The organism is Rhizobium sp. KNZ2-6A (assembly GCF_056755475.1).
Genome location: NZ_JBNDIC010000009.1, coordinates 61667 through 86422, shown reverse-complemented (window position 1 = coordinate 86422; position 24756 = coordinate 61667). Strand labels below are relative to the sequence as shown.

The 24756-nt window shown below is 60.1% G+C and carries 23 protein-coding genes; 13 read left to right on the top strand and 10 right to left on the bottom strand.

Annotated elements, in window-relative coordinates; translation table 11 throughout:
* Positions 1–83 precede the first annotated feature (83 nt).
* The 5 genes from ACPYOP_RS08785 to ACPYOP_RS08765 all read right to left on the bottom strand — a co-directional run bounded on the left by ACPYOP_RS08785 (position 84) and on the right by ACPYOP_RS08765 (position 4848).
* On the bottom strand, positions 84–452 hold the full coding sequence (locus ACPYOP_RS08785) for a response regulator transcription factor (protein ID WP_481410003.1): 369 nt from the start codon (positions 450–452) through the stop codon (positions 84–86).
* Between the two features lie 33 nt (positions 453–485).
* Complete coding sequence (locus ACPYOP_RS08780) at positions 486–1163, bottom strand: response regulator transcription factor (RefSeq protein ID WP_481410002.1); 678 nt, start codon at positions 1161–1163, stop codon at positions 486–488.
* On the bottom strand, positions 1156–2580 hold the full coding sequence (locus ACPYOP_RS08775; protein WP_481410001.1) for a PAS domain-containing sensor histidine kinase: 1425 nt from the start codon (positions 2578–2580) through the stop codon (positions 1156–1158). Before ACPYOP_RS08775 ends, ACPYOP_RS08780 begins: the two co-directional genes overlap by 8 nt.
* Before the next feature lie 655 nt (positions 2581–3235).
* Entirely contained in the window at positions 3236–4483 is a 1248-nt protein-coding gene (locus tag ACPYOP_RS08770; protein ID WP_481410000.1) for a cupin domain-containing protein, read from the bottom strand.
* A gap of 38 nt (positions 4484–4521) precedes the next feature.
* Entirely contained in the window at positions 4522–4848 is a 327-nt protein-coding gene (locus ACPYOP_RS08765; protein ID WP_481409999.1) for a hypothetical protein, read from the bottom strand.
* Between the two features lie 484 nt (positions 4849–5332).
* On the opposite strand from ACPYOP_RS08765, the gene ACPYOP_RS08760 reads away from it, so the two are divergent.
* Complete coding sequence (locus tag ACPYOP_RS08760; protein ID WP_481409998.1) at positions 5333–5779, top strand: hypothetical protein; 447 nt, start codon at positions 5333–5335, stop codon at positions 5777–5779.
* A 225-nt stretch (positions 5780–6004) separates the two neighbouring features.
* On the opposite strand, the gene poxB is transcribed toward ACPYOP_RS08760, so the two are convergent.
* Complete coding sequence (poxB, locus tag ACPYOP_RS08755) at positions 6005–7735, bottom strand: ubiquinone-dependent pyruvate dehydrogenase (protein WP_481410059.1); 1731 nt, start codon at positions 7733–7735, stop codon at positions 6005–6007.
* Between the two features lie 431 nt (positions 7736–8166).
* Between poxB and ACPYOP_RS08750 the strand changes: the two genes are divergently transcribed.
* The gene (locus tag ACPYOP_RS08750; protein ID WP_481409997.1) at positions 8167–9279 is read left to right on the top strand and encodes an HlyD family secretion protein; all 1113 of its coding nucleotides are present in this window, start codon (positions 8167–8169) and stop codon (positions 9277–9279) included.
* Positions 9276–10877, top strand: coding sequence for an MFS transporter (locus ACPYOP_RS08745; RefSeq protein ID WP_481409996.1), 1602 nt, complete (start codon positions 9276–9278; stop codon positions 10875–10877). Before ACPYOP_RS08750 ends, ACPYOP_RS08745 begins: the two co-directional genes overlap by 4 nt.
* A gap of 174 nt (positions 10878–11051) precedes the next feature.
* Here ACPYOP_RS08745 and ACPYOP_RS08740 read toward each other — a convergent pair whose 3' ends face one another.
* Positions 11052–11234, bottom strand: a complete 183-nt coding sequence (locus ACPYOP_RS08740) for a hypothetical protein (RefSeq protein WP_481409995.1) — start codon at positions 11232–11234, stop codon at positions 11052–11054.
* A gap of 219 nt (positions 11235–11453) precedes the next feature.
* Between ACPYOP_RS08740 and ACPYOP_RS08735 the strand changes: the two genes are divergently transcribed.
* From ACPYOP_RS08735 to ACPYOP_RS08720, 4 genes are all read left to right on the top strand, one after another.
* Entirely contained in the window at positions 11454–12098 is a 645-nt protein-coding gene (locus tag ACPYOP_RS08735; RefSeq protein ID WP_481409994.1) for a response regulator transcription factor, read from the top strand.
* A gap of 151 nt (positions 12099–12249) precedes the next feature.
* Positions 12250–12642 (top strand): copper resistance CopC family protein, encoded by a 393-nt coding sequence (locus tag ACPYOP_RS08730; RefSeq protein ID WP_481409993.1) that lies wholly within the window; start codon positions 12250–12252, stop codon positions 12640–12642.
* Between the two features lie 177 nt (positions 12643–12819).
* Positions 12820–15177 (top strand): Orn/Lys/Arg family decarboxylase, encoded by a 2358-nt coding sequence (locus ACPYOP_RS08725; RefSeq protein WP_481409992.1) that lies wholly within the window; start codon positions 12820–12822, stop codon positions 15175–15177.
* A gap of 21 nt (positions 15178–15198) precedes the next feature.
* Positions 15199–15759, top strand: a complete 561-nt coding sequence (locus ACPYOP_RS08720) for an N-acetyltransferase family protein (protein WP_481409991.1) — start codon at positions 15199–15201, stop codon at positions 15757–15759.
* A gap of 206 nt (positions 15760–15965) precedes the next feature.
* On the opposite strand, the gene ACPYOP_RS08715 is transcribed toward ACPYOP_RS08720, so the two are convergent.
* The 3 genes from ACPYOP_RS08715 to ACPYOP_RS08705 all read right to left on the bottom strand — a co-directional run bounded on the left by ACPYOP_RS08715 (position 15966) and on the right by ACPYOP_RS08705 (position 17832).
* The gene (locus ACPYOP_RS08715; RefSeq protein WP_481409990.1) at positions 15966–16535 is read right to left on the bottom strand and encodes a type II toxin-antitoxin system VapC family toxin; all 570 of its coding nucleotides are present in this window, start codon (positions 16533–16535) and stop codon (positions 15966–15968) included.
* Positions 16525–16821: a hypothetical protein gene (locus ACPYOP_RS08710; protein WP_481409989.1), complete on the bottom strand. Its 297-nt coding sequence runs from the start codon at positions 16819–16821 to the stop codon at positions 16525–16527. Before ACPYOP_RS08710 ends, ACPYOP_RS08715 begins: the two co-directional genes overlap by 11 nt.
* A gap of 111 nt (positions 16822–16932) precedes the next feature.
* Entirely contained in the window at positions 16933–17832 is a 900-nt protein-coding gene (locus ACPYOP_RS08705) for a GNAT family N-acetyltransferase (protein WP_481409988.1), read from the bottom strand.
* 238 nt (positions 17833–18070) lie between these two features.
* Between ACPYOP_RS08705 and argE the strand changes: the two genes are divergently transcribed.
* The 6 genes from argE to ACPYOP_RS08675 all read left to right on the top strand — a co-directional run bounded on the left by argE (position 18071) and on the right by ACPYOP_RS08675 (position 24680).
* Positions 18071–19195 carry an acetylornithine deacetylase gene (gene argE / locus ACPYOP_RS08700; RefSeq protein WP_481409987.1) on the top strand — a complete coding sequence of 375 codons (1125 nt, stop codon included), beginning with the start codon at positions 18071–18073 and terminating at the stop codon, positions 19193–19195.
* A 28-nt stretch (positions 19196–19223) separates the two neighbouring features.
* On the top strand, positions 19224–20147 hold the full coding sequence (locus tag ACPYOP_RS08695; RefSeq protein WP_481409986.1) for a 2-hydroxyacid dehydrogenase: 924 nt from the start codon (positions 19224–19226) through the stop codon (positions 20145–20147).
* 22 nt (positions 20148–20169) lie between these two features.
* Entirely contained in the window at positions 20170–20526 is a 357-nt protein-coding gene (locus ACPYOP_RS08690; RefSeq protein ID WP_481409985.1) for a cupin domain-containing protein, read from the top strand.
* Between the two features lie 159 nt (positions 20527–20685).
* Complete coding sequence (locus ACPYOP_RS08685) at positions 20686–22149, top strand: aldehyde dehydrogenase family protein (protein ID WP_481409984.1); 1464 nt, start codon at positions 20686–20688, stop codon at positions 22147–22149.
* An 11-nt stretch (positions 22150–22160) separates the two neighbouring features.
* On the top strand, positions 22161–23201 hold the full coding sequence (locus tag ACPYOP_RS08680; protein WP_481409983.1) for a tartrate dehydrogenase: 1041 nt from the start codon (positions 22161–22163) through the stop codon (positions 23199–23201).
* Between the two features lie 21 nt (positions 23202–23222).
* A complete protein-coding gene (locus tag ACPYOP_RS08675; RefSeq protein ID WP_481409982.1) occupies positions 23223–24680 on the top strand; it encodes an NAD-dependent succinate-semialdehyde dehydrogenase in 1458 nt (485 codons plus the stop codon).
* Positions 24681–24756: the final 76 nt, after the last annotated feature.

Here is a 24756-nt window from a genome sequence, read left to right as displayed (position 1 = left end):
ACCTAAAATCTGAATCCACTCTAGAATCAAAGAACTAGAACATGATGTCGTCCGAAATCCCCTCACACTTTTCGGCATATGCTCTAATGTTGCAGCGCGCCCTCGATACAACGGATGAGCTTGGCCAGGTCAACCGGCTTGCCGAGGAATGCAAGCGCACCACCATCGAGCGCGGTCGCGCGCATGCGCTCGTCATGATAGGAGGTCATGAAAATCATCGGCGGGCGGTCCGCTTCCTGGTTCAGCCGGCTTTGAAGTTCGATGCCGCTGACGCCTCCCATCTTCACGTCGACAACCATACAGTCGATCGAGGACCGGGGCTGGAAATCGAGGAACTCCTCGGCCGAGGTGAACAACAGGCTCTGGTGGCCCAGGGACTTAACTAGGTCATCGAGCGCTTCCCGGATTGCCAGATCATCATCGACGATGGCGATTAAAGACGATTGAGACACAGTATTCCGACTTTCATTTGCCGTGCATCGGGCTCAAGCCACGCGCATTGTTAAAGGTTGCGAATTGCGCGCAAGATGCTCATTGGCGTTCTCCTTCGCGCGAACCAGATCGGCGACAGATTTTACCTGCATCTTGCGCATGACATTGCCGCGGTGGAGTTTCACCGTGATTTCGCTGATTCCGAGCCTGAAGGCGATCTGCTTGTTCATGAGACCTTCGACGACGGCCTCCATCACTTCCCGCTCCCTAACCGTCAGGGTGTCAAAGCGGGATATAACCTCCTGGTGGCGTCGCACCTCTTGCCGGCGAACGCTGTCGCGTTCGACGGCGGCGAGCACTGCGTCGAGGATATCCTGATCACGAAACGGTTTTGCCAGAAAATCAACGGCGCCGGCCTTCATCGCCCGAACACTCATCGAGATATCCCCGAAACCGGTCATGAAAACGATGGGAAGAAGACTACCCAGCCGCTCGAGATGCACTTGGAAATCAAGGCCGTTAACGCCGGGGAGCCTGACGTCGAGCACAATGCAGCCAGGCCGCTCAAGCTCGGCCCGCGTCAAGAACTCATCCGGACTGGCGAAAGCCTGGGCTTCGATCTGCATCGATTTGAATAAATCGACCAGAGATTCCCGCATCGAAATATCGTCATCGACAATGTAGATGATCGGATCTTCGCAGTTTTTCTTTTTGGTCCTCATCTCAAGCATCGGCCGTCTCCTTCGGCAATCGAATTTCAAACAGCGCTCCCCCATCGGGATGATTGCTCCCTTCGAGTGAACCCCCTCGTGCTTCAATCGTGCTTCTGCAAATCGACAGCCCCATCCCCATGCCGTTTGCCTTGGTCGTGAAGAAGGGCGTGAATATCTTCTCTTTGACTTCCGATCCCAGTCCGTTTCCTGTGTCACGAACCGCGATCGAAATATGTTCGCCATCCACGGGAGCATCCAGAACAATCGTGACCAGCCGTTGTTTCGCGGCCGCGGCGTCGATCGCCTGGGCGGCATTGGAGATCAAATTGATAAGAACCTGCTGCATCTCTATTCTGACGGCGGAAATCGTCGGAAGATCACTTTTCTGAACGACTTCGACGGCAGTGCGCTCACGACGGAGATCATCCTCCATCAACACCAGAGTATCGTTGACGAGAGCGCCGAGCTCGATCGTCTCGATTTGCTTTGGCGCCGCCGATAGTATCGAGCGGGTATTCTTGACAATGTCACTGGCCCTGCGGCTATCGCGCAAGATGCGCTCGGCAGATCGCTTCGCCGCGTCGAGATCCGGCGGATCCCGGTCGAGCCACCGAATAAGGGTCTGAGAGTTGACGCCGATCGCCCCAAGTGGCTGGTTAAGATCATGCGCGAGCGATGCGGAGAGCACTCCGACCGTCGCCGCCTTCGACGCGCGGCTCAACTCCGACTGCGCCTCTGCCAGCGCCTTGCGCGCTTCTTCACGCTGCGTGACGTCGACCATGCTGACGACCACACGGTTGAAGGCCTTGGGGTCTGCCGGGAAACTGATACCCAGGAGGACCATTCTGTGCTCTCCGTCTTCGGCTACCACCTCCGCGTTGCTCTCGAAGTAGGTGGCGCCATCCATGATCGCCTGCAAAATGGATAGGAACTTCTCGCTGCCTGCAGGGATAATGCTGCTCATCGCACCCGGCGACTGACTTGCGGACGGTCCCAGAAGCTCGATTGCCGCTTCGTTGGCGGCAACGATCTCGATCATATCGATGCATTCGGGGATGATCCCCGGGTGAGACTGCGCGTATGACTTGATATCATGCACACCGCGCGATTTCAGGTCCACCAGATGGTCGCGCAGCTTCGAGTAGTCTCGCTCCCAAAGGGCAACGCGAGCGCGATCGAAGATCGAGCGGTAGCGCGCCTCGCTTTCCCGCAATGCCACATTTGTCCGAAGCAGTTCCGTGCGGGCCTGATCGGCGCGCAGGAGAAGCGCTGTGGTGACGCAAAGCGCTGCCAGCGCGACACTCAGGCGCAAGAATGTCTGGAAGTCGGGATCCGGGCCATGGGTCAGAAAGAACGACATCAGCGAAAGGCCGATGAAGATAAAATTCAGGATCACCAGGCCGACGCGGTTGAGGCATTCGGCGGCGAGGAGCAAAGCGATAACGTAAAGGACGGCGATCGCGCCCTCGATCTCCGTCAGGGTATCGACGGCGAATATCGCTCCGGCAATGACGATAGCCGCACCGCCAAAAAGGAGAGCATGCCGACCGGCCTCTTGTCTTCCTAATGTCAATTCCGCAACCTTCGCCATCAATCAATCTCATTTCCCGTGACCAAGAATACCCGCTCTCGATTTGCGCCGGACCTATACAATGGTCTAGTCAATCCGGTACGTTATGCTGGAGCTAGTCAAACTGGACCTGGCGAATTTATGAACCCTAAAGGAAAGGCCGCCTTTCCGGCGGAGAAAGGCGGCCTGCTGCGGATCGCGGTATCCGCAATGGGGTCCAAGGGGAGGGATTGCTTGGACCTGGTAGTGCTTGGGCACCACCGACCTCGTCGAGGGGCGGCGATCGAGGTAACGAAGAGAAAGCTACCTCTTGAGAGAGTGAAGCGTAACTATACTTAGGTGTTGGCTGATATATCGTTTTGTCGAGGGTGATATCTGGCCTGGCTATTGAACCAGGCCCGACCGGCAGCAGGACGCTGGTGATCGGGCCTGTTAGGGCGGCGTTCCATGGAAAGCATCGGGATACAGCCCGCCAGAGACCGGGTTGCGGCCCTACGAAGGCGCAGGTCAGATCAGACGATCACTCCGGCATGATTCCTGGCTGATTGCTCGGAATTTTCGCGATGTCGGTCAGGCTCATGTTCAGATGCTGGGCGACCAGCGCCGGCGGCGTATGCGAAAGCCAGGAGGAGAGCCCTACCTCCTGATATTCCGGCACCTTGAAGACGGCGACGAACTGCAGATCGGTCTTGCCGGTATTCTCGATGACATGGCCCTGGCTCTTTTTCACGTAGCCGATATCGCCGGCCCGGAAATCGGCCGTCTGACTCCGCGGCCCGGCATCGAAGACCGTCATGCGACCCTCGCCCTTGATCCAATATTGCCATTCGTCGGCGTTCGGATGCCAGTGCATTTCCCTGACCGCGCCGGGCTTGATCGTCTCGATCGCCGCTGCGATCGTCTTCGACACGGTAAAGGTGCTGCTGTCGGCAAGCTGCAGGGTACCCGAGGGATTTTGCTTGACGGGTGGGGATGCCGTCAGGCGAAAAGTAAAGGGATAGTCGGGCTGGCCGGCGGCAGCGACCGCTGCCTGGTCGGCCGACAGCGGGCCGGGCTCCGTTCCCTGGAAGATCCATAGATCGTTCAGCGGGATCGACTTGAAAGCATCCTGCGGCATGCCGAAATTTCTGGAAAGCAACTCGGGTTGCGTGTGCGCCAGCCAGTCGGTCAGAAGCAGCGTACCGTATTCGGACTGGTCGCCCTCGTCGAAAACGATCACGAATTCGCAGCCTTCGGGACCGAGGCCCTGCAGCGAATGCGGAAAGCCTGCCGGGAAATACCAGAGATCGCCGGCGCCGACATCCTGAACATACGCGCGGCCCTTCGCATCGAGCACGGTGATACGGCAGCGACCATTGGTCATGATCGCCCATTCGGCGGCGCGATGCCAATGCATCTCGCGGATGCCGCCTGCGCTGAGGCGCATGTTGACGCCCGACACCGCATCGGAAATGGCAAAGTCGGCTTTCGTCACCTGTCGCGCCCATCCGCCGTTCTGGACGCGCTTCGGCGCGTTGTTGAAGGAGGCCCAGAATAGCTGCATGTCGCCGACATCGGTTGCCGGTGGGTTCTGGAAAGACGGGAACTGCTCATTGAGCGCCGGGTTTTTCGGCCCCGGATCGGTAAGGCTGCCGGGATTGGCGTTGACCGCGCCTTCCGGCGGGCGGTCGGGATTGCCGAACGTAGCGGCATTTGCAGTGGTCACGGCCAGCGTCGCGCCGCTCACGGCACCCAGTGCAAGCATGTGACGTCGTGTTAGGCTGTTCATGATCATTCCTTTCTTGCTGATTTGAAATCGGATGGGGTTTACCGGCTGCTGCGGCCGGCCTTTACGCAGGCCCTGACCGGAATGGCGACCGGCGTGAACGAAACATGGCCACTGCTTTGGAACGGCACCGGGTAAGCGAGCATCATGAAGACGGCGCCACCGATCAGATTGCCGAGCGTGAACCAGGCGCCGCCGCCGAGATGGATGAGACCGGCAAGCAGCAGCACGCCGATCAGAACGTTGCCGATGCCGATATAGGCCCCCGACCTGGCGGGCCTGATCAAGAACGCAAGGAGCTGGGTTTTAACGAGATGCACTTTGCGGCTGTGCGCTTGCGAAGAACTGTTGGTGGAATCTTCGTACATCCTGCAGCCTCCCTTGCCCGAACCGTGGGCGTGATGTTTGAGCTGCCGGAACCGTAGCCGTCATCCATTGGTGGCAAAATCATACCTTGGTGTAGGAGTGCGATCGGATCGTATAGGTCCGTGCTCGTTGCAGAATTTCGCCAAAGCCTCGTCAGGCTGCGCAGCGGGAGTGCCAGCCGAAATCCCACGGCGCCGCGTGCGTCAACGAACCCGACCTACTCTGCAAAATTTGCTCTACACCTTCGTATGATATCGCCAGCCGTCCACGGCGATTAGGCTTGCGCCGGTACATCAATAGGCTGGGCGAGACAGACAAATGGAACAAGCAAACATCGCTGGGAACGATAGGTCAGGCTGGGTACCGGCTGAGCTCCACCCGCCCTCGGCCAAGATAGGTCCGCTCTTTTTCAGTCTGAACTCCTATTCGAGGCTTTGCAGCCTGGACGATCGCGAACTGTTCGATGCAGGAAGATTGGCGCTACCGATGATCTACAACGAGCTCTCGGATCGGTTCGATGCGGTCGAATGGGGACAATGCTTCCATCTGATCGCTCAAACCTATCGGAAGCAATTGCAGCTCGACAAGACGAAGGTCATCGAGGCGTTCGCTTCGGGATGGGAGAGCGGCTTTTCGATCGCGTTTTCCTCGACGGCGAGGCCACAACTCCTTGGCTCCGGCTCCAGGGCTTCAGCCTGGAAGGGTTTACAGTCCGTGACGGGTGCAACACTCGACCAGCCTCCGGAACTGATGGTCCATCTTGTGTCGTCGTTGGCGCGCCATCACTTGCGTCGTGGACGAACGACACTGCTGCTTCCGTGCTCGAACGCCGAAATCGCCGATGGCAACGTGAATACATTCATCGAGAGAGACGGTGGCTGGGCCCTTCCGCTGCCCTTGATCATCCGCGAGATCGCATCCCGCATCGGCTGAGCCTTGCAAGCTGGCCGCGCAATGTCTTCCCTAAGCCGCGGATCTCCTCCACGTCAGATCCACGGTCCGGCGTCAGAATCAAATAGGCAAAGCATGATGTCGTGCGAAACCGCCTTCACTCCGGCATCATGCTCTAATGATGGCAATCGGTCCCGCGCCATTGGCGCGAGGCCCGTTTGGGAAATCTTGCGGATCCCGGTCTCGAAATCGGACTTCTTGCCAGGATCACCGAGCGAGAAAATTCGACACCGTCAGATCCAACAACTCGTCTCCACGGCCATTCATCACCGTGCGCAGTGCCCATAGACCGAAACCCTTGACCTGTGCCGCCTGGATCTGCGGCGGCATCGCCAGTTCCTGCGTGTTGGTCACCACATCGAGCAGGGCTGGTCCGGGATGCGCCAGGATCTCCTTGACGGCTGCCTCCAGCTCGGAGGGATCCTCCACTCGCTTTGCATGCACACCGACCGACCGGGCAAAGGCTGCGAAGTCCGGATTTTTAAGCTCAGTGCCGGTTTCCAGAAAGCCGGAGGCCTTCATTTCCATCGCAACGAAGCCGAGCACGGAATTGTTGAAGATGATAACCTTGACCGGCAGATCTTGCTGCACAAGCGTCAGGAAATCCCCCATCAGCATTGAGAAGCCGCCATCCCCGGAGAGGCTGATGACCTGCCTCCCGGCATAGGCCGATTGCGCCCCGATGGCCTGCGGCATGGCATTGGCCATCGACCCATGCGCCAGGGAGCCGATCATCCGCCGCTTTCCGTTCATCTTCAGATAGCGAGCCGCCCATATGGTTGGCGTTCCGACATCAAAGGTGAAGACCGCATCGTCGGTCGCATGATCGCTGACGAGCTTCGCCAGATATTGCGGATGGATCTTTCTGCCCGCCTTGCCGGTTGCAAGATCATCCAGGCCGGCGCGGGCCTTTGCGTAGCGCTCTTTGCTCAGGTCAAGATGAGCGCGTTCCGTATGCTCCTCGACAAGCGGCAGAACCGCTTCGATCGTGGATTTGACGTCGCCAATTAATGCGAGATCGAGGGCGACGCGCCGTCCGAGGTTTTCCGGCCGCACATCGACCTGCACCACCTTTGCATCCGCCGGATAAAACTGCCGGTATGGGAAATCGGTCCCCAGCATGACGAGGGTATCGCAGTCGCGGATCGCCTCATATCCGGACGAAAAGCCGATCAGGCCCGTCATGCCCACATCGAAGGGATTATCCCATTCCACATGTTCTTTGCCGCCAAGGGCGTGCACGATCGGAGCTTTCAGTCGTTCCGCAAGCTGCAGAAGCTGGTCATGTGCACCCTGGCATCCTCGCCCGCATAGCAGCGTGATACGGGAGCCGCCGTTGAGCATGGCCGCGAAGCGCGCGATTTCACTCGATTGAGGCGTCGTCACCGGCTGAGGAAGCGTGAACGCAGCCGGCTGCGAGATCTTTCCGGTGAAGTCCGCGAGCGCGACATCGCCGGGAATGACGATCACAGCAACGCCACGTTTTCCGATTGCGGCCCGGATCGCGGATTCCAATACGCCGGGAAGCTGTTCGGGATGAGTGACGATCTCGCAAAAATGGCTGCATTCGCGAAACAGTTGATCCGGATGCGTCTCCTGAAAATAACCCCGGCCGATCTCGGCGGAGGGAATTTGAGCGGCAATTGCCAAGACCGGCACGCGGGAACGGTGGCAATCGAAGAGACCGTTGATCAGGTGCAGATTGCCAGGTCCACAGCTGCCGGCGCAAACAGCGAGCTCGCCGGTAAGATGCGCTTCAGCGCCGGCGGCGAAGGCTGCCGTCTCCTCATGCCGGGTATGGATCCATTCGATGTCCTTCCGCACGCGGAGGGATTCTGTCAGGCCATTCAGGCTGTCCCCGACCACGCCGTAGATCCGGCGAACACCGGCGGCGTGGAGAACTTCGGTGATGAGATCTGCTGCTTTCATTGTCATGATGCACTCCTCAGGTGATGAATTTGCTTCTATCGCCGCCGGGCGGCCATCTGACGGTCGCCCGGATCAGCGATCATCGCGCGAAACTTTCGAAGGGATGGACCTTCCGAAAAGCCGTTCCGTCTGTCCCGGCAAATGGTGTTCGTTTCACCTGATGCCGCCGACAGGGTATTCGCATCACATTCGAGGCTAGGAGCCAGTGCCGCAACTAGACGTAGGTATAGATCGGCTATGCGCAAAATATGTCTCGACGGGACTGCCGGAAAGCCGAAAGGGAAATTTTACGCTCTCAGCGTTCGCGAACACACGGTCAGTGATCGATGCCTCCTACCGCATCGAACCTATGCCTCCGTATAGTGGGCAGCTCCCGCGCATCTTGTTACCCTGCTCGCGAACAATTGCATCGCCGCTGAGCAGGATGGGCCGAACTCACAATGACCAATCAGACTACCGCCGGGAGTAGCAGTTTCGCTCCGCCGAAAAAGGAACCATCCCCAGCATTGGCGACAATCCGGCGTGTCGCGATCCCACTGCTGGCGGTTATCATTGTCGGGGCGGCCATCGCCTCCATCATGATGGACTGGGATTCCTGGATCGCCGGCGCGGCTCGCCAATCAACCGATGACGCGTTCGTCAACGCCGACATATCGACACTGAGCGCCCAGATCAGCGGGACGATCAGCAGCGTGCCGGTGGCAGATTATCAGCGTGTAAAGAAAGGGCAATTGCTCGCGGAAATCGATCCGCGGAGCTACGCAGCCGCCGTCGTAATCGCAACCGCGAACCTCGACCAGGCCAATGGCGCCCTTGCAAATCTCGCAAACCAGATCGACCTGCAGACGGCGGCAATCGAGGCAGCCATCGCCCAGAATGCCTCCGCCGTCGCACAGCGCACGCAGGCTGACGAGGAATATCAGCGCCAGGTCAAACTCGGCGACGCCACCTCCCAGCAGATGCTGCAGCAGGCGCAAGCCGCCGACTTGCAGGCCGAGGCCGCCGTGCGCTCGACCGCCGCCGCGATTGAACAGCAAAAGGCACAGCTCAAAGTGCTTCAAGGCCAAGAACCCCTATTGCGTGCCCAAGTGGACGCCGCGCGCGGCAACCTTGAAACCGCTGAAATCAACCAAGGCTATACCAGGATCTACGCTCCGTTCGACGGCATGGTCGGCCGCAAGCTGGTCCATCAGGGCGATTTTGTGGGCGCCGGCACCGCTATCCTTTCAGAGGTGCCGCTTCCGAACGTCTACATAACGGCAAACTTCAAGGAAACGCAGCTGTCACGGATGGCGTCGGGCGACAGGGTTGAGATCGCCATCGACACCTTTCCTGGGCACAGCTTGCGCGGCACGATCGTCGATCTCTCGCCAGCGAGCGGCTCGGTCTTTGCACTGCTCCCACCGGACAATGCCACCGGCAACTATACCAAAGTGGTGCAGAGGCTCCCGGTCAAGATCGCGATCGATCCCGATCAGCCGCTGGTCGAAAAACTTCGGCCCGGCATGTCCGCAACCGTTGCGGTCGATACGTCGGGCGAAGCGGGCCGATGAAAAATACAGTCCGCTCCTTCGGCCCCGTCACCAGCGGCACGACCGCCGGCCGGCCCCATCTGATCGTGGCGGCGCTTTTGCTGGCGTCCTTCGTCGTCGGTTTCGATACGCGCGTATTTGTGGTCGGACTTCCGGATCTTCGCGGTGCCTATGCTCTCAGCGTCGATGAGGCTTCCTGGCTCAATACCATAGCCAACGCGCCGCAGATCCTGATCGCTTCCGGGGTTGCCTGGCTCGCCACCGTTTTCGGCATTCGCCGAATCATGATTCCGACTGCCCTGATCTATGCCTGCGTGTCGCTCGCCATTCCCCTTGCACACGACAATGCGCTGCTTTTTGCGCTGCATGCCATCAGGGGGCTGTTGCTTGGCGTCTTCATCCCCGCGACGATTATGGTGATTTTCCGAAATCTCGACAAAAAATACTGGCTGATCGGTATCGCGATCTATGCTTTGCGGGTTCCGCTCTCACAGAACCTTGGTTTCGTGCTCGTCGGCTTCTATGGCGATTATCTCGGCTGGCAATGGATGTACTGGCAAGACGTGATCGTCGCCCCGCTGATCGCGCTCCTGCTGATCGTTGCAGCACCCCGTGAAGAGATCAATTTCAGCCTCCTGGAACATGCGGATTGGGGCGGAATGCTCTTGCTCGGCTCATCGATGACGATGCTCTATGTCGGCCTCGATCAGGGAAACAGGCTGGACTGGTTTCATTCCGGAACGATCATCGCCCTCATTGCCGGCGGGACGGTGCTGGCGATCGGCTTTCTCGTCAATGAAAGTGTTGTCCAGCATCCATGGGCGCATGCCAGCATCATCCTGTCGCGCAATATCGGCCTGGGATACGCGATCATCATGTGCTTCTCGCTTTCAAGCGCGGGGAGCGCGATCGCAGTCCCGGGATTTCTACAGACCGTCATCGGCCTGCGCCCGATCGCAATCTCGACACTTTATCTTGCCGGCGCGGTAATCCCGGTCTTCCTGTTCATCGCACTGGCGATCGCTTTGCTGCGCAGGTTCGACGCGCGGCTGTGCATCGTGATCGGCTTGTCGCTGATGGCATTCGGCTCCCAGTTCGGGTCGCGACTGACGCCCGACTGGGCGCCATGGAATTTCTTCCCGACCGTCCTTCTCCACACGGCCGGACAATCCTTCGCCTTCTTCGCGGCCGTCGTCTACTTGATCGGCAATTCCGATCCGACCCGATCGACGGCGGCTTCGGCCTACATACAGGTCATCAGGCTCGGCAGCGTTGAGTTTGCGACCAGCGTCATGACCACCTTGCTCCGTCGCCGGGAGCAATATCACTCCGCTATTCTGGATGATCCGATCACGGCCACGTCCCAACATCTGCATGTCTTGGTGCAGAAGCTCCAGCCGATCTTCGGCGTCTCGTCGCGAGGGCATCTGGACAGCCTTTCCACTATCGCTGCGCAGATCAGAAACCAAGCCTACGTTCTCGCTTACAGCGACCTCTTCATCCTATCCTTCTGGTCAGCGATCGTCGGCTTGGCGGTCACCGCCTTCACGGGCGCGATGCCTCTTGGTCCACTGCACCCCGAATTTTCCCGGCTGCAGGCCGGCGAAGCGCGACAATGAAGCCCCCATGGCTTCAGGCCGGCATTTGAATCACAGGGGAGATCGGCGGTCGACCTTAGGACCGCGCGGCCGTGCCATCCGGATTGGTGCTGTCATCTGCGGTAGTGACACCTCCGCGATCATTGCCGCGATTGCGACCTGGTCTATTCGGTCTACGCGCCAGCCACCTGGAATCTACAAGCTTTTCGGCCAAGCCGAACGGGCACCCACATGATCGGAGCTGTTGCTGAGCGAGGCTTTTGAATGAGGCTTCATTCGCACGGCGGCTTCATGCAGCAAGCTGGAGAAGTCATTCATCGACGTCCCGTAGGCCTCGAGGACCAGACGGATGAGCGGATCGGTCAGGATTTCAGACAAGGTTAGCTCGTAGTCCATTGTTCGCCCCCTAGGCCTTTCAATCGATGAGATGATCTGCCGTTATCAATAGCGCTTTGACGGTCCGACGGACACCATACGAAGATATAGGGAGGCTTGAAACCAGCCTATAAGGGGTACAGATGACGATCGCTCGTTCGGCGGGAGCCTGACCCGCGCACCGCTCTTGACAGATGACGGGGCAATGGAAAATCTGACTTCATGGTCGCGCCACAAAAGCCTGAGAACCCTTCCCTTCAACCCATCGTCTACATCGTGGACGACGACGTTTCGATGCGGGACGCTCTGGTCGACCTCTTTCGATCGGTCCCGATCGCAGCCATAGCCTTTGAAAGCACAGCAGCCTTCCTCGCCGCCGCAAGGCCGGGGGCGGGCTGTATCCTGCTTGATGTCCGCCTGCCCGACCTTAACGGTCTGGACCTGCAGGCACACCTAAACGCCAAAGGCAACAAGATGCCGATCATCTTCATGACCGGCTTCGGCGATATACCGATGAGCGTGAGAGCGATGAAGGCTGGCGCTTCCGATTTCCTGACCAAGCCGTTCGGCGAAAGCGAACTGCTTGATGCCGTCAACGTGGCGCTGGCTCGCGACGCCGAAATCAGGAAGAGCAAGACAGCCAATGAGGCTGCCACCGCCCTCTTCGACAGCCTGACACGGCGGGAGCAGGAGGTCATGCAGCTGGTCGTGCGAGGGCTGATGAACAAGCAGATCGCCTTCGAGCTTGGCATTACCGAGGTGACGGTCAAGCTTCATCGCGGCAATGTCATGCGCAAGATGGACGTTCGGTCGCTTGCCGACCTCGTCCGCGTTTCCGAAATGCTCGGCCTGACGAAGCCGGATTGATCAGCGTCTCAGACCAAAGCCTCTGCCGACCTGGACCTTCATATAATACCGCAGCCCACGCGAAGCTGACATGTTGGCTCAATCACAGCTCGATGGGGAATGCAGGAAGCCTCCGGACTTGCTTGCATATATGACTGTAAGGAGACGCGCGATGCTCAAGGTTTCGCTGATTTCATTGGCTTTTCTGTCCATCATTGCCCTTGGCGACGGGGCGCAAGCCAGGCTGGAATCGACCTATGACGAACCGTCTTCCCATAGCTGGCAGGACTTTACCCTGGCCTTTACCCGTCCCATTGATCTTGGACGCTCCTCGATCCGGGTCATGGCTCCAACGGGACAGATGATCGCGACGGAACCACTTCGCACGGACGCAACCGGGAGTGACCTGGTGGCACCGGTCAGCGCACCGCTGCCGGCAGGCGTCTACAAAGTCTTCTGGCATGTCGTCTCGCGCTCAGGCGTCCCCGCCGAGGGCATCTCGACGGTTATCGTATCGGAAACAGGCGTCAGCAAGGCTGCGCTGACGCCTGCGAGTGGGCGATAAAATCGATCACATAGGTCGAGCCCTCCCGATCGGCATGGCTCCGTGTCAGCGCAGCAGCGGACCTCGCGTGATCGACCTTCTTGAATGGGTTTGCATGTTTCGGGCATTCGATATTTTGTCACATCCATGTCATGAAATACGTCGACACCTCGTGCCAGATCAAAAGCGGGTACCCAGATGGATTATTTCAGACGTTTCAACTTCCTGTTCGCAACGCCAACCTTCGACAATGAGGATCTGGAGGGTGCCCGCTACAATCAGATCGTCGAGGAGATCGAACGCTCAGGCTTTGAAGTGGTACGCGCGCGCAATCTCGAAGATGCGGAGATCGCCGTTCAGACAGATGCCGCCATCGGCTGCATGCTGGTCGACTGGGGCAAGAAGGGGCTCGAAGGCAAGACGGCCTCTCTCATCAATCTCATGCGCCGGCGGGGCCTCGAATTCCCCATTATCCTACTGATCCGCCGCAAGCGCTTCGAGGACGTGCCGGTCGAAGTCCTCGATTTCATCGACGGCTATGTCTTCCTGTCCGAAGAGACGCCCGCCTTCATCGCGAAAAGCCTTATCAGCCGGCTCAAGCAATATGCCGAAACGCTGAAGACGCCGTTTTTCGGTGCGCTGGTCGATTATGCCGAAGAGGGCAACCACCTCTGGACCTGCCCCGGGCATAATGGCGGCATCTTCTACAGCCGCAGCCCCATCGGCCGGGTCTTCATGGAGCATCTCGGCGAAGCGGTGTTTCGCGATGACCTCGACAATTCCGTGCTCGACCTCGGCGACCTTCTGACCCATGAGGGACCGGCGCTTGCCGCGCAGAAGGAAGCGGCCAAGATTTTCGGTGCCGAAAAGACCTATTTCGTGCTGAACGGCACCTCCACCTCCAACAAGGTCGCTCTGTCAGCCCTCGTCACCGATGGCGATCTCGTACTGTTCGACCGCAACAACCACAAGGCCGCCCATCACGGCGCTCTGATGATCTCGGGCGGTATTCCGGTCTATCTGCCGACCAGGCGGAACCTCTATGGCCTGATCGGCCCCATGGATTTTGCCGAAATGGATGAGGAGGCGCTGCGTGAACGCATCCGCACGCATCCGCTGGTGAAGGACCCCGAAGCCTCCAAGAAGCCGCGCCCGTTCCGCGTCGCGGTCGTGGAGCAGTGCACTTATGACGGCACCATCCACAATGCCGAGATGATCCTCAAGCGCATCGGCCATTTGTGCGACTACATCCTCTTCGACGAGGCATGGGCGGGCTTCATGAAGTTTCACCCGCTCTACGCCGGGCGGTTTGCCATGGGCCTTTCCGATCTCGGCCCGGACGCGCCGGGCATTATCGCCACGCAATCGACCCATAAACAGCTCGCCAGCTTCTCGCAGGCCTCGCAGATCCACATGAAGGACCGGCATATTACCGGCCAGAAGCGCCGCGTGGAGCACCGGCGCTTCAACGAAAGCTTCATGCAGCACGCCTCGACCTCGCCCTTCTATCCGCTGTTTGCCTCCCTCGATGTCGGCGCGCAGATGATGAAGGGCCGCTCGGGCGAAGTGCTTTGGGACGACACGATCCGCCTCGGCATCGAGCTACGCAAGAAGATCCGCGCCGTACGCCGCGAATTCGAGGAGAAGGAGCATCGCCCGGAGCGCCGCTGGTTCTTCGAGCCCTTTGTGCCGGACCGGGTGGCGATCCCGGATGTGTCGAGCCCCGGCGCGGTGCATGACGTGCCTTGGGAGGGTGTCGCCACCGACCAGCTCGCCACCAATCCCGCCTTCTGGCACCTGACGCCCGACGCGGCATGGCACGGCTTTTCCAGCATGGAACCGGGCTTCGCCATGACCGATCCGAATAAGCTCACCCTGCTCACCCCCGGCTTCGACCGGAAGAGCGGCAAATATACCGAGCACGGCATACCGGCGCCTGTCGTTGCGCAATATCTGCGCGAAAACCGCATCGTTGCGGAAAAGAACGATCTCAATTCGCTGCTGTTCCTCCTCACTCCCGGTGTGGAGGCCAGCAAGGCCGGCACCTTGATCAGCGGTCTTGTCGCCTTCAAGAAACTCCATGACGACAATGCTTTGCTGGAGGAGGCAATTCCGGAATTCTATCGCCGTCGCCCGGGCCGTTATGCGGGCGTGCGGCTGCGCGATCTCTGCGCGGAAATGCACAATTTCTTCCGTCAGGCCGATGTCAGCGCGCTCCAGACCAAGCAGTTTTCCGCCGATCACCTGCCGCCGATCGCCATGTCGCCGCATGATGCCGCGCGCTGCCTGGTGCGCAACGATGTCGACTATCTGCCGATCGACGCCATCGACGGCCGCATCGCAACGACGCCGTTCGTCGTCTACCCGCCGGGGATCGCGACCATCGTGCCCGGCGAGCGCCTGACGGAGCAAGCAAAGCCGATGATCGACTATCTCAAGATGTTCGAGACCTGCTTCAACACCTTCCCCGGCTTCGAGGTGGAGATCCAGGGGCTCTATCGCGAGATCGATGCATCCGGCAAAATCCGGCTCTATACCTACGTCGTCGCGGAATAGGCTGGAAAATTCGGATTGGTCATGAAGCAGGATAAAGCAATCGTCGTTCGCCCGTCCCGGGAGAGCGACGTCGATGCCATGTTGGCGATCTATCGCCGCCATATTCACCGCGGCGTCGAGGCAGGAGTGGACGATAGCGACACGCCGCAACCCGACGATCTGCGGGAACGGCGCAAGAATTTAAAGGACCGCCGCTTCCCGCATGTGGTTGCGATCGAGGGCGAGAAGGTCGTCGGCTATGCGTATGTGGTGCTGTTCCGCAAACGCCCGGCCTACCGCTACACCGTCAAGCATTCGATCTATGTGCATCACGACCATGTCGGCCAGGGCGTCGGAAGCCTGCTCATGCGCGGGCTGATCGACACCTGCGCCGCGGCCGGCTTCCGGCAGATGATCGGCTATATCGACGCAGACAACGTCGCTTCGCTCGCACTGCACGAACGCTTCGGCTTCGCCCGCGTCGGCCTGTTGCCGGCGGTTGCCTATCGCTACGGCCGCTGGGCCGATACTGTGATGGTTCAACGCTCACTCGCCGCCGGCTCGACCATGCCACCGCCACCGCCGGCTCTCTCCACCCGCTGAAACTACAGCAATTCCAGGAAAAGTGCGCAGCGGTTTTCCGTCCGGAATTGCGACGGAAACAAAGAGATAGAGCGGTTCGGAGATTCCGTGAAAAGCTGAACCGCTCTAGCCGGATCGATGCCGGCAAGCCGTTCGGGATCGCCAGCGGCCCCGTCACGGCGAGCACTGCGGTCATGATTTGTGACACTTCCGACCCGCCTTTGTCCCTAAGAGCGGTAGAGAAGGATGCGCCCGGCTGGAACAAGCTGCGAAAGGAAATCGAAATCACGAATGTTTCCGGTCAGTACACTTGCCCCCAATTGCCGCGCCTGTAGGAAAATCAAAGCGTCGTTGATGAACCTACGCTCGTGGCCCTCACCCTTTGGCAAATGACTCATCCGAAAAAGCAAACCAGCCAGGACCCCTGCCTGCCCCCAGATAGCCGCGTCCGGCGCATGAAGCCTGTGCTCCGGTATATCGTCAATGGTTGCCTGGACCGTTTTCAACACCGTCTTCGTTGACGGATACTTCGGATCCAGACGGCCAAAGATGTGGGTCAGCTCAGAAAGACAAACAGACGAGTGGTGACACAGCCGATACGTCAGGAGCGTATCCACCGTAACCGGCGACTGCCCCTTCAGCACATCGAGATAGACGGTGGTGTCGAGAAACAATGGTCCACCTATAATCGGCTCGTCATCGACCCAAATCAGTTCGCCATCGGATCGCCGCTCAAGCGTTCCTTTGTATTTCTGCGGTTTGAGTGATCGAAGGGTTTCTCCAAGATCAAATCTCAAGATCGATATCCGATGGAATGCTGCCCTTGCGCCTAACAAGCTGGGCGCCAAAATCATCCTCCAACGCCAACCGCGACAGCGCCAGCTCCAACAACTCGGTGTCCGAAGTCACGTGGGCTCGCTTCTTGGCCGCCTCGACCAGCTCGGATGGAACGCGCCCGGACAAGCGAGTATTTTTTGCTGCGCCGAGAAGGCCTATTGCCCTCGCTTGCTCAAGCACGAGCTTGTTGCGGGTCAAGGCGACCTCCGCTTCGCTCCCTGCGGCAGGATTGGTTTGGGTAGCCATGACAGTCTCCTATGTTGAACATAATATACAAACCGTTCAACGTGGAAACAAGGTCCATGTTCGGCTTCAGCTCACCCAGCGGCGATTTATTGCGCGAAGACCGCTTCGCAATTATCCGAAAGACTGCGACGCAAGTGCAAATACGATCGGAGAACCTGTGTTCGGGCTGCCATAGGCGGCGGCTTCGGAAGAAACCATTGTTGTCACGGTATCGAAGACGGACATGCCGCTTTGCTGGACGAAACCGGCGAATGAGCCGGTACCGTAATGGGTATCGAGCCGGAGAAAACCGCCGACATGCGCGAGGACATGCGGATGAACGACGGAAATTGCATCTTCCTCGCAATAAGCAACGACGGGACCGACGACATGACCGCGGCCGAAGCGGCGGCGCATGGAATAAGCCATCAACTTTTCGCCCTCATAAAGACCGTAGCAGATGGAGCTTTCAAACAATCTCTTGAGATGGTGGTGGCGCAGCGTACCGAAAGCGGGCTCGTCCAGGGCCGCAACGACATCCAGATCGCTGCGTTCGAGCCGCCGCAGCCGAAGCCCCGGCTTGATATTGCCGACTTCGGGCACGGATAGAACCTCCCCCTGACATTGCAAGACCGTCTGTTTCGGCATGAACCCGAGTGTCGCGCACATCCGGCGCGCCGCCCTTGTCGCATTCAGCCTTAATCGCTTCTGATGGCACTCCTCCAGCATCCGCTTGACGAGCCACTCGGCCGTACCATTCGTCTGCAGGCGCGGCGCGGTGATCAGCATGCCGAGTGTGGCGAAGTTCTCTCCATGCGGAAACCACATGGTCGAGCCGGAAACCCTGCCGATTTCGTCAAGCGCCACGAAGCCGCGGCCGACATCCCGCAGGTGCTGCCAGTCCTGCGATCGATGCGGCCACCCGACCGAGATCGAGAGAGCCTGAAGCTGTGACAGAGCGACATCTGCTATGTCGGCAAAACGCAGTTCGAATGCATCGACATGCAGTTTTTCGGGTACTTTTGTATCCATTCGTGGTCCAGCCGCCATCCGGTCTTCCGGCTGCTTGTTCGCGCAAGCCGGCATCATGCTTTGGCGACCTTAGCCGAGACCGCGCAAAACATTTCACTGCGTATGCAAATACCGACGCAAGAATTGACCGTATGAGCCACGCTTTCGGCAGGTATTCTTCTGGCGGACGCTTAACCTTTCCCTTGATCGAAACGTCACCTGCGCAAGTCTAGAGCGCAATCGGAGATTGGCAACACCAATGCAGGTACAGGACATCCTGGCAAAACTGGTCGGTTTCGATTCCGTCGTCGGAACGCCGAATGCTGACGTCGTGGAGTGGATCGGCGCCTACCTGAAGTCCTTCGGCGCTACGGTCGATATTACTCCCGGCCCGGAGGGCGACCGGTCGAACCTATTTGCAACGATCGGCCCTCGCGACAAGCCGGGTTATGTCCTCTCAGGTCACATGGATGTCGTTCCGGCCAACGAGGCGGGATGGGTAAGCGATCCCTTCGTGCTGCGGGTCGATGGCGAAAGGCTGTATGGCCGCGGCACCAGCGACATGAAGGGCTTTCTGGCCGCGTCCCTGGCGGCTGCGCCGATGCTCGCGGCGAGCCCCCTCCTGCTGCCAATCCATTTTGCCTTTTCCTATGACGAGGAAGCCGGCTGCCGCGGCGTGCCGCATCTCATTGCACGCCTGCCGGAGCTTTGCCAAACGCCGCTCGGCGTCATTGTCGGAGAGCCCAGCAACATGCGCGCCATCCTCGCACACAAGGGCAAGTCCGCCGCCCGCATCATCCTGAAGGGACGCTCCGGTCATTCGTCACGGCCCGACCAGGGTCTCAACGCCATTCATGCCGCCGCCGAGGTCTTGCAGGCAGCCGTTTCGACCGCGCATTCTCTTGCCCAGGGACCATTCGAAGCGGAGTTCGAGCCGCCCTATTCATCTATCTCGGTCGGCACCATTCACGGCGGCCAAGCCCTTAACATCATTCCGGAACTCTGCACGCTCGAAGTCGAAGCACGGGCAATTTCCGGCGCGGACCCGGAAGCACTGCTCTTACCGGTGCGCGAGGCCGCTGCCGCGCTTGAACATCGGGGATTTCAGGTCCAATGGGAGGAGCTGAGCTCCTATCCCGCCCTCTCCCTTTCACGGACAGCCCCCCTTGCCGGTCTGCTGACCGAGCTGACTGATATCGAGCCGCTGGCGGCCGTCAGCTACGGCACCGAAGCAGGGCTCTATCAGCACGCCGGCCTCGAAGCTATCATTTGTGGTCCGGGCGATATCGGGCGTGCGCACAAACCGAACGAATTCATCCTCATGGACGAACTCGCCGCCTGCCAGGCCATGATCGAGGCTCTCGGCCGCCGTTGCCGCGCGTGATGCCGCAAGACCGAAGGATGAACAGCCCATGACCTTCCTTTTTAATTCGGATGCCCGCCGCGGCCATATCTTTCAGCAGGCCTTCGCCCGGGAGCTGCCGGATATCTCGTTTTCCATGGATCCGCTGTCGGTCGATCCCGACGCCGTGCGCTATCTGATAAGCTGGACGGTTCCTGACGACTTGCCACGTTACCGCAATCTCGACGTTCTGTTTTCCATCGGCGCCGGCATCGATCAATTCGACGCGGCACAGATCCCCGCTCACGTAAAAATCGTCCGGATGGTCGAAGACGGCATCACCCGCATGATGCAGGAATATGTGACGCTTGGCGTCCTTTCGCTCCACCGCAATCTGCTGGCCTATCTCAGCCAGCAGCGCCGTCAGGTCTGGAATGCCTTGCCACAGGTTCAGGCAACCGAACGCCGCATCGGCGTGCTGGGGCTCGGGAACCTTGGACAGGCCGTGCTTGAAAGACTGAAGCCGTTCGGCTTTGTGCTTTCCGGCTGGAGCCGCAGCCAACGCGAACTGGAAGGCGTTGCCTGTTTCGCCGGCGAAACGGGGCTCCAGGCCATGCTTTCCACGACCGACATCCTGATCTGCCTCCTACCGCTGACCGACGAGACACGTGGCTTTCTCAACGCCGGTCTCTTCGAGAAACTGCCGCGGGGCGCGGGCCTTGTGCATGTCGGCCGCGGACCGCAGCTCGTGTCGGAAGATCTCCTGGCCGCGCTCGATAGTGGCCGGCTTGCCGGCGCCGTGATCGATGTCACCGATCCCGAACCGCTGCCCGCCGGACATCCGTTCTGGAACCACGAACGCATCCTGCTGACGCCGCATATCGCGAGCGTCACCCAGCCCCATAGCGCCGCGCGCGCCGTCATCGACAATATCAAGCGGATCCGGGCGGGCATGGACCCGCTCGGCCTTGCCGACCGCCGCCGCGGTTATTGACCTCACCCTCGAAAGGAACCCTATGTCCCTCCTGAAGACGATCGATCCCAACCCCGCCTTCACGCCGCGCGAAAACGCTGTCGCTCCGGAGCGGCTGATCTCGGGCGATCCGAAACTCAAGACCTGGGCACAAGATACCGCCCGCAACGAGACGGTGCACACTGGCGTATGGGAGGCGACCCCCGGCACCAGCCGTTCGATCAAGGGCGAAACCTTCGAATTCTGCCATATTCTCTCCGGCATCGTCGAATTGACCCCGGACGGCGGTGAACCCGTCGTCTATAAAGCGGGCGACAGCTTCGTCATGAAGCCGGGCTTCGTCGGCATCTGGAAGACGATCGAAACGGTCCGCAAGATCTACGTGACCGTTACCCCTTGAGGCCACGGCGCGGCTTTCAACCCGCGCCGTCGGCCTTGCCGAAGAATACGCTGCCGGACCGCCTCAAAACGGGTTTTTCCGCCGCGGTAATCGACGCGATCGGATCAAGCTACTTCGCCGATCCTATAGCATCTCGGTAAATTGACCGGAGGTATCATTATGGACCTGAGCTTCGATCCCGACAGTCTTTCGCTTCCCGTCGGACATTTTATCGGCGAGCATTTCAGTGCCGCGAACGGTGTCATTCCCATGCACCGCCCGTCGGATGGCAAGGCCTATGCCGAATGCCCGGTCGCGGATGCCTCCGTCGTCGACCAGGCTGTGCAGACGGCCAAGGCCGCATTGAAGGCAAGCAATTGGGGCGGCGTCCGCCCGCGCGAGCGCCTGAACGTGCTCCACCGCTGGGCCGATCTCATCGAACAGGAAGCCGAAACGCTGGCGAGGCTGGAGGCCGTCGCTTCGACGCGACCCGTGGGCCAGCTCGTCGATGGCGATATCGCGATTTCGGCTGAGCAGATCCGCTTCTTTGCCGAATTCGCCGACAAGGAAGGCAGCGACCTCGTGCCGACCGACGACGGCAATATCGGCATGATCATGACGGAACCCTATGGGGTGGTGGGCGCCATCACGCCCTGGAATTTTCCAATCAACATGGCCGCCTGGAAACTTGGCCCGGCGCTGGCCGCCGGAAACGCCGTCGTCCTGAAGCCGTCCGAAATGACACCGTTTTCGTCCATCTATTTGGCTCGACTCGCCGTTCGCGCCGGCCTTCCAGCCGGTCTGATCAATGTGGTGCTGGGTGATGGCATGACGACCGGCCAGGCGATCACCGGCCATCCCGAGATCGCCAAGATCAGCTTTACCGGCTCGACCCGGGCTGGATCGGCCATCATGGAGAACATCGCCCGCACGGGTGTAAAGCCGATGACGCTGGAACTCGGCGGCAAGAGCCCCCAGATCGTCTTTGCCGATGCGGACCTCGACAAGGCCGCGGCTGCGGTTACGGCCAGTATTATCGGCAATGCCGGCCAGGCCTGCGTCGCCGGATCGCGGCTGATCGTCGAGAAGAAGATAGCGCCACAGCTGATCGACGCCATCCGGAAGCGGATGAAGGACGTCGCTCCCGGTCCTACCTGGGATGCGGCGAGCCGGTACTCCCCCATCATCTCGGAGAAGCAGACACAGCGCATCGATACGATCGTCTCCGCCACTATCGAAGCCGGCGCGGAATGCCTTGCCGGCGGCACGCGCATGGACGCGCCAGGCTATTTCTACGCCCCGACTCTGATAGTCGGCATCGATCAAAATTCTCCTGCCATCATCGAAGAGATCTTCGGCCCGGTGCTGACGCTCCAGACATTCGAGGACGAAGAGGAAGCCCTGCAGCTTGCCGACCATCCGAGCTACGGGCTCGCGGCGGGCCTCTTCACCCGCGACCTCTCGCGCGCCATCCGGCTGACCCGCCGTCTGCAAGCCGGCACCGTCTGGGTCAATCGCTATAACCGCTCACGTGACCACATCCTGCCGACCGGCGGCTACAAGCAATCCGGTATCGGCAAGGATCTCGGCCGTGAGGCATTTCAGGCCAATCGCAAGAGCAAGAGCGTCTTGATCAGTCTTTGAGGACAGCGAACATGAAAACCCATAAGATCGCTTTGATACCGGGTGATGGCATCGGTCGCGACATGACCGCCGCTGCCTGGTCGGTTCTGCAAAAGGCGGCCGGCACCCGTAGCTTTACGCTCGACGGCACCGAATTTCCGTGGTCCTGCGCCTTCTACAAGGAAACCGGCGCCATGATGCCCTCCGATGGCATCGCAACGCTGCGCGGTTTCGATGCCATCCTGCTCGGAGCCGTCGGCTGGCCGGCCGAAGTGCCGGATGCGGTATCCCTGCACGGGCTGCTACTGCCGATCCGCAAGAACTTCGTGCAATATGCTAATATTCGCCCGCACCGCCTGCTGCCGGGCGTCCAGGGGCCGCTCAAGGCTACCGCCTTCGACATTCTCTGCATCCGTGAAAATACCGAGGGAGAATATTCCGGCGCGGGCGGCCGCATTCATCAAGGCACGCTCGATGAGGTCGCGGTCGAGACGTCGATCTTCACCCGCAAAGGCGTCGAGCGCATTCTGCGTTTCGCCTTCGAGCAGGCAAGGGCCCGGCGCGGCAAGCTCGCCTCGGTAACGAAATCCAATGCCCAGAAGCATTCGATGGTCTTCTGGGACGAAATCACCCGCCAGCTCGCGCAGGATTATCCCGATGTCGAGGTCACGAGCTACCACATCGATGCCATGGCGGCACGTATGGTGATGGCGCCGGAAAGCCTCGACGTGGTCGTCGCATCCAACCTCTTCGGCGACATCCTCACGGATCTCGGCGCAGCAATCCAGGGCGGCCTCGGTTTCGCGGCATCGGCCAATATCAATCCCGAGCGCAGCGCTCCGTCGATGTTCGAGCCTGTGCACGGGTCGGCGCCCGATATTGCCCATCTCGGCATCGCCAACCCGATCGCAACGGTGTGGTCCGGGGCCATGATGCTCGAACATCTGGGCGAGCGGGACGCGGCAAATGCCGTCATGGCGGCGATCGAGGCGACAACCGCAAGCGGTATCGGCACGGTTCCGGGCAAGGACCGGACCGACGCGATCACCGCCGCGCTGCTCGCCGCAATCTGACGTCTCATCAAGGATCCGAACATGCAAAATCTGAAAATGCCATCCCTGTTCCGTGAGCAGGCGCTGATCGGTGGCGACTGGCTTCCGGCCCGCTCGGGCAAGACTGTTGCTGTCGTCGATCCGGCAACGCAGGCCATCATCGGAACCGTGCCAGATATGGCCGGTGACGAGACCCGGGCGGCGATCGAGGCCGCAGAGGCGGCCTATGCCCCCTGGAAGAAGCGCACCCATGCCGAGCGCGCGGCGCAGCTGGAAGCCTGGCACGATCTGATGCTCGAGCATATCGACGATCTCGCGCTCATCCTGACGATCGAACAGGGCAAGCCTCTCGACGAAGCCCGGGGCGAAATCCGCTACGGCGCCTCCTTCGTCAAGTGGTTCGCGGAAGAAGCGCGCCGCATCGGCGGACAGACCATTCCCTCCCCGACGCCCGACCGCCGCATTCTTGTGCTGAAGGAGCCGGTCGGCGTCTGCGGCATCATCACGCCCTGGAATTTCCCGAATGCGATGATCACGCGCAAGCTTGCGCCGGCGCTCGCGGCCGGTTGCACGGTCGTGGTGAAGCCTTCCGAATTCACCCCCTACTCGGCCCTGGCGCTCGGCGTGCTTGCGGAAATGGCCGGCATTCCGGCCGGTGTCATCAATATCGTCACCGGCATGCCGTCCGAGATCGGCGCCGAGATTCTTGCCAATCCGACCGTGCGCAAGATTTCCTTCACCGGTTCCACGCCCGTCGGCTCGCTGCTGATGCGCGGAGCAGCCAGCAGCATCAAGCGGCTTTCCCTCGAGCTCGGCGGCAATGCTCCCTTCATCGTCTTCGATGACGCGGATCTCGACCTTGCCGTCGAGGGAGCGATCGTCTCCAAGTTCCGCAACGGCGGCCAGACCTGCGTCTGCGCCAATCGCATCCTGGTCCAGGCCGGCGTCTACGATGCTTTCGCCAAGAAGCTCGCAGCCCGCGTCGATGCCATGAAGGTCGGTCCGGGCACCGAAGCCGGTGTTGCGATCGGTCCGATGATCAACGAAGCGGCGATCGCCAAGATCAATCGCCATGTCGACGACGCGCTTTCGAAGGGCGCAACGATCGTCACAGCCAAGCGGGACCTGCCGACCGGCCCGCAATATACCGCACCGATCGTCCTGACCGGGGCCACCACCGCCATGCAACTCGCCGCCGAGGAGACCTTCGGCCCGGTCGCGCCGCTCTTCCGCTTCGAGACGGAGGACGAGGCGATCGCCATCGCCAACGGCACGCCCTATGGGCTTGCAGCCTATTTCTATACGGAGAGCCTGAAGCGCGCATGGCGAGTGGGTGAAGCGCTCGAATTCGGCATGGTCGGCCTCAATACCGGACTGATCTCCACGGAGGTCGCACCGTTTGGCGGCATAAAGCAATCAGGACTCGGGCGTGAAGGTTCGCAGCTCGGCATCGAGGAATATCTGGAAACAAAGGCCTTCCACATCGGTGGCCTTACCTGAGCTGCCGCTTGTCAGACTGAAAGGGGTCGCAAGCGCGCCAGCCACCAGCGTAAATGTGGAATCGCCGAAAATTTTA

Bases quoted from the DNA above. Each gene is read 5' to 3' on its own strand.
- ACPYOP_RS08705 (WP_481409988.1), bottom strand. From the start codon at position 17,832: ATGGATACAAAAGTACCCGAAAAACTGCATGTCGATGCATTCGAACTG.
- ACPYOP_RS08675 (WP_481409982.1), top strand. From the start codon at position 23,223: ATGCAAAATCTGAAAATGCCATCCCTGTTCCGTGAGCAGGCGCTGATC.
- ACPYOP_RS08760 (WP_481409998.1), top strand. From the start codon at position 5,333: ATGATCTACAACGAGCTCTCGGATCGGTTCGATGCGGTCGAATGGGGA.
- ACPYOP_RS08745 (WP_481409996.1), top strand. From the start codon at position 9,276: ATGAAAAATACAGTCCGCTCCTTCGGCCCCGTCACCAGCGGCACGACC.
- ACPYOP_RS08735 (WP_481409994.1), top strand. From the start codon at position 11,454: ATGGTCGCGCCACAAAAGCCTGAGAACCCTTCCCTTCAACCCATCGTC.
- ACPYOP_RS08770 (WP_481410000.1), bottom strand. From the start codon at position 4,483: ATGAACAGCCTAACACGACGTCACATGCTTGCACTGGGTGCCGTGAGC.
- ACPYOP_RS08685 (WP_481409984.1), top strand. From the start codon at position 20,686: ATGGACCTGAGCTTCGATCCCGACAGTCTTTCGCTTCCCGTCGGACAT.
- ACPYOP_RS08750 (WP_481409997.1), top strand. From the start codon at position 8,167: ATGACCAATCAGACTACCGCCGGGAGTAGCAGTTTCGCTCCGCCGAAA.
- ACPYOP_RS08680 (WP_481409983.1), top strand. From the start codon at position 22,161: ATGAAAACCCATAAGATCGCTTTGATACCGGGTGATGGCATCGGTCGC.
- ACPYOP_RS08725 (WP_481409992.1), top strand. From the start codon at position 12,820: ATGGATTATTTCAGACGTTTCAACTTCCTGTTCGCAACGCCAACCTTC.
- ACPYOP_RS08720 (WP_481409991.1), top strand. From the start codon at position 15,199: ATGAAGCAGGATAAAGCAATCGTCGTTCGCCCGTCCCGGGAGAGCGAC.
- ACPYOP_RS08695 (WP_481409986.1), top strand. From the start codon at position 19,224: ATGACCTTCCTTTTTAATTCGGATGCCCGCCGCGGCCATATCTTTCAG.
- ACPYOP_RS08765 (WP_481409999.1), bottom strand. From the start codon at position 4,848: ATGTACGAAGATTCCACCAACAGTTCTTCGCAAGCGCACAGCCGCAAA.
- ACPYOP_RS08780 (WP_481410002.1), bottom strand. From the start codon at position 1,163: ATGCTTGAGATGAGGACCAAAAAGAAAAACTGCGAAGATCCGATCATC.
- ACPYOP_RS08730 (WP_481409993.1), top strand. From the start codon at position 12,250: ATGCTCAAGGTTTCGCTGATTTCATTGGCTTTTCTGTCCATCATTGCC.
- ACPYOP_RS08710 (WP_481409989.1), bottom strand. From the start codon at position 16,821: ATGGCTACCCAAACCAATCCTGCCGCAGGGAGCGAAGCGGAGGTCGCC.
- ACPYOP_RS08690 (WP_481409985.1), top strand. From the start codon at position 20,170: ATGTCCCTCCTGAAGACGATCGATCCCAACCCCGCCTTCACGCCGCGC.
- argE (WP_481409987.1), top strand. From the start codon at position 18,071: ATGCAGGTACAGGACATCCTGGCAAAACTGGTCGGTTTCGATTCCGTC.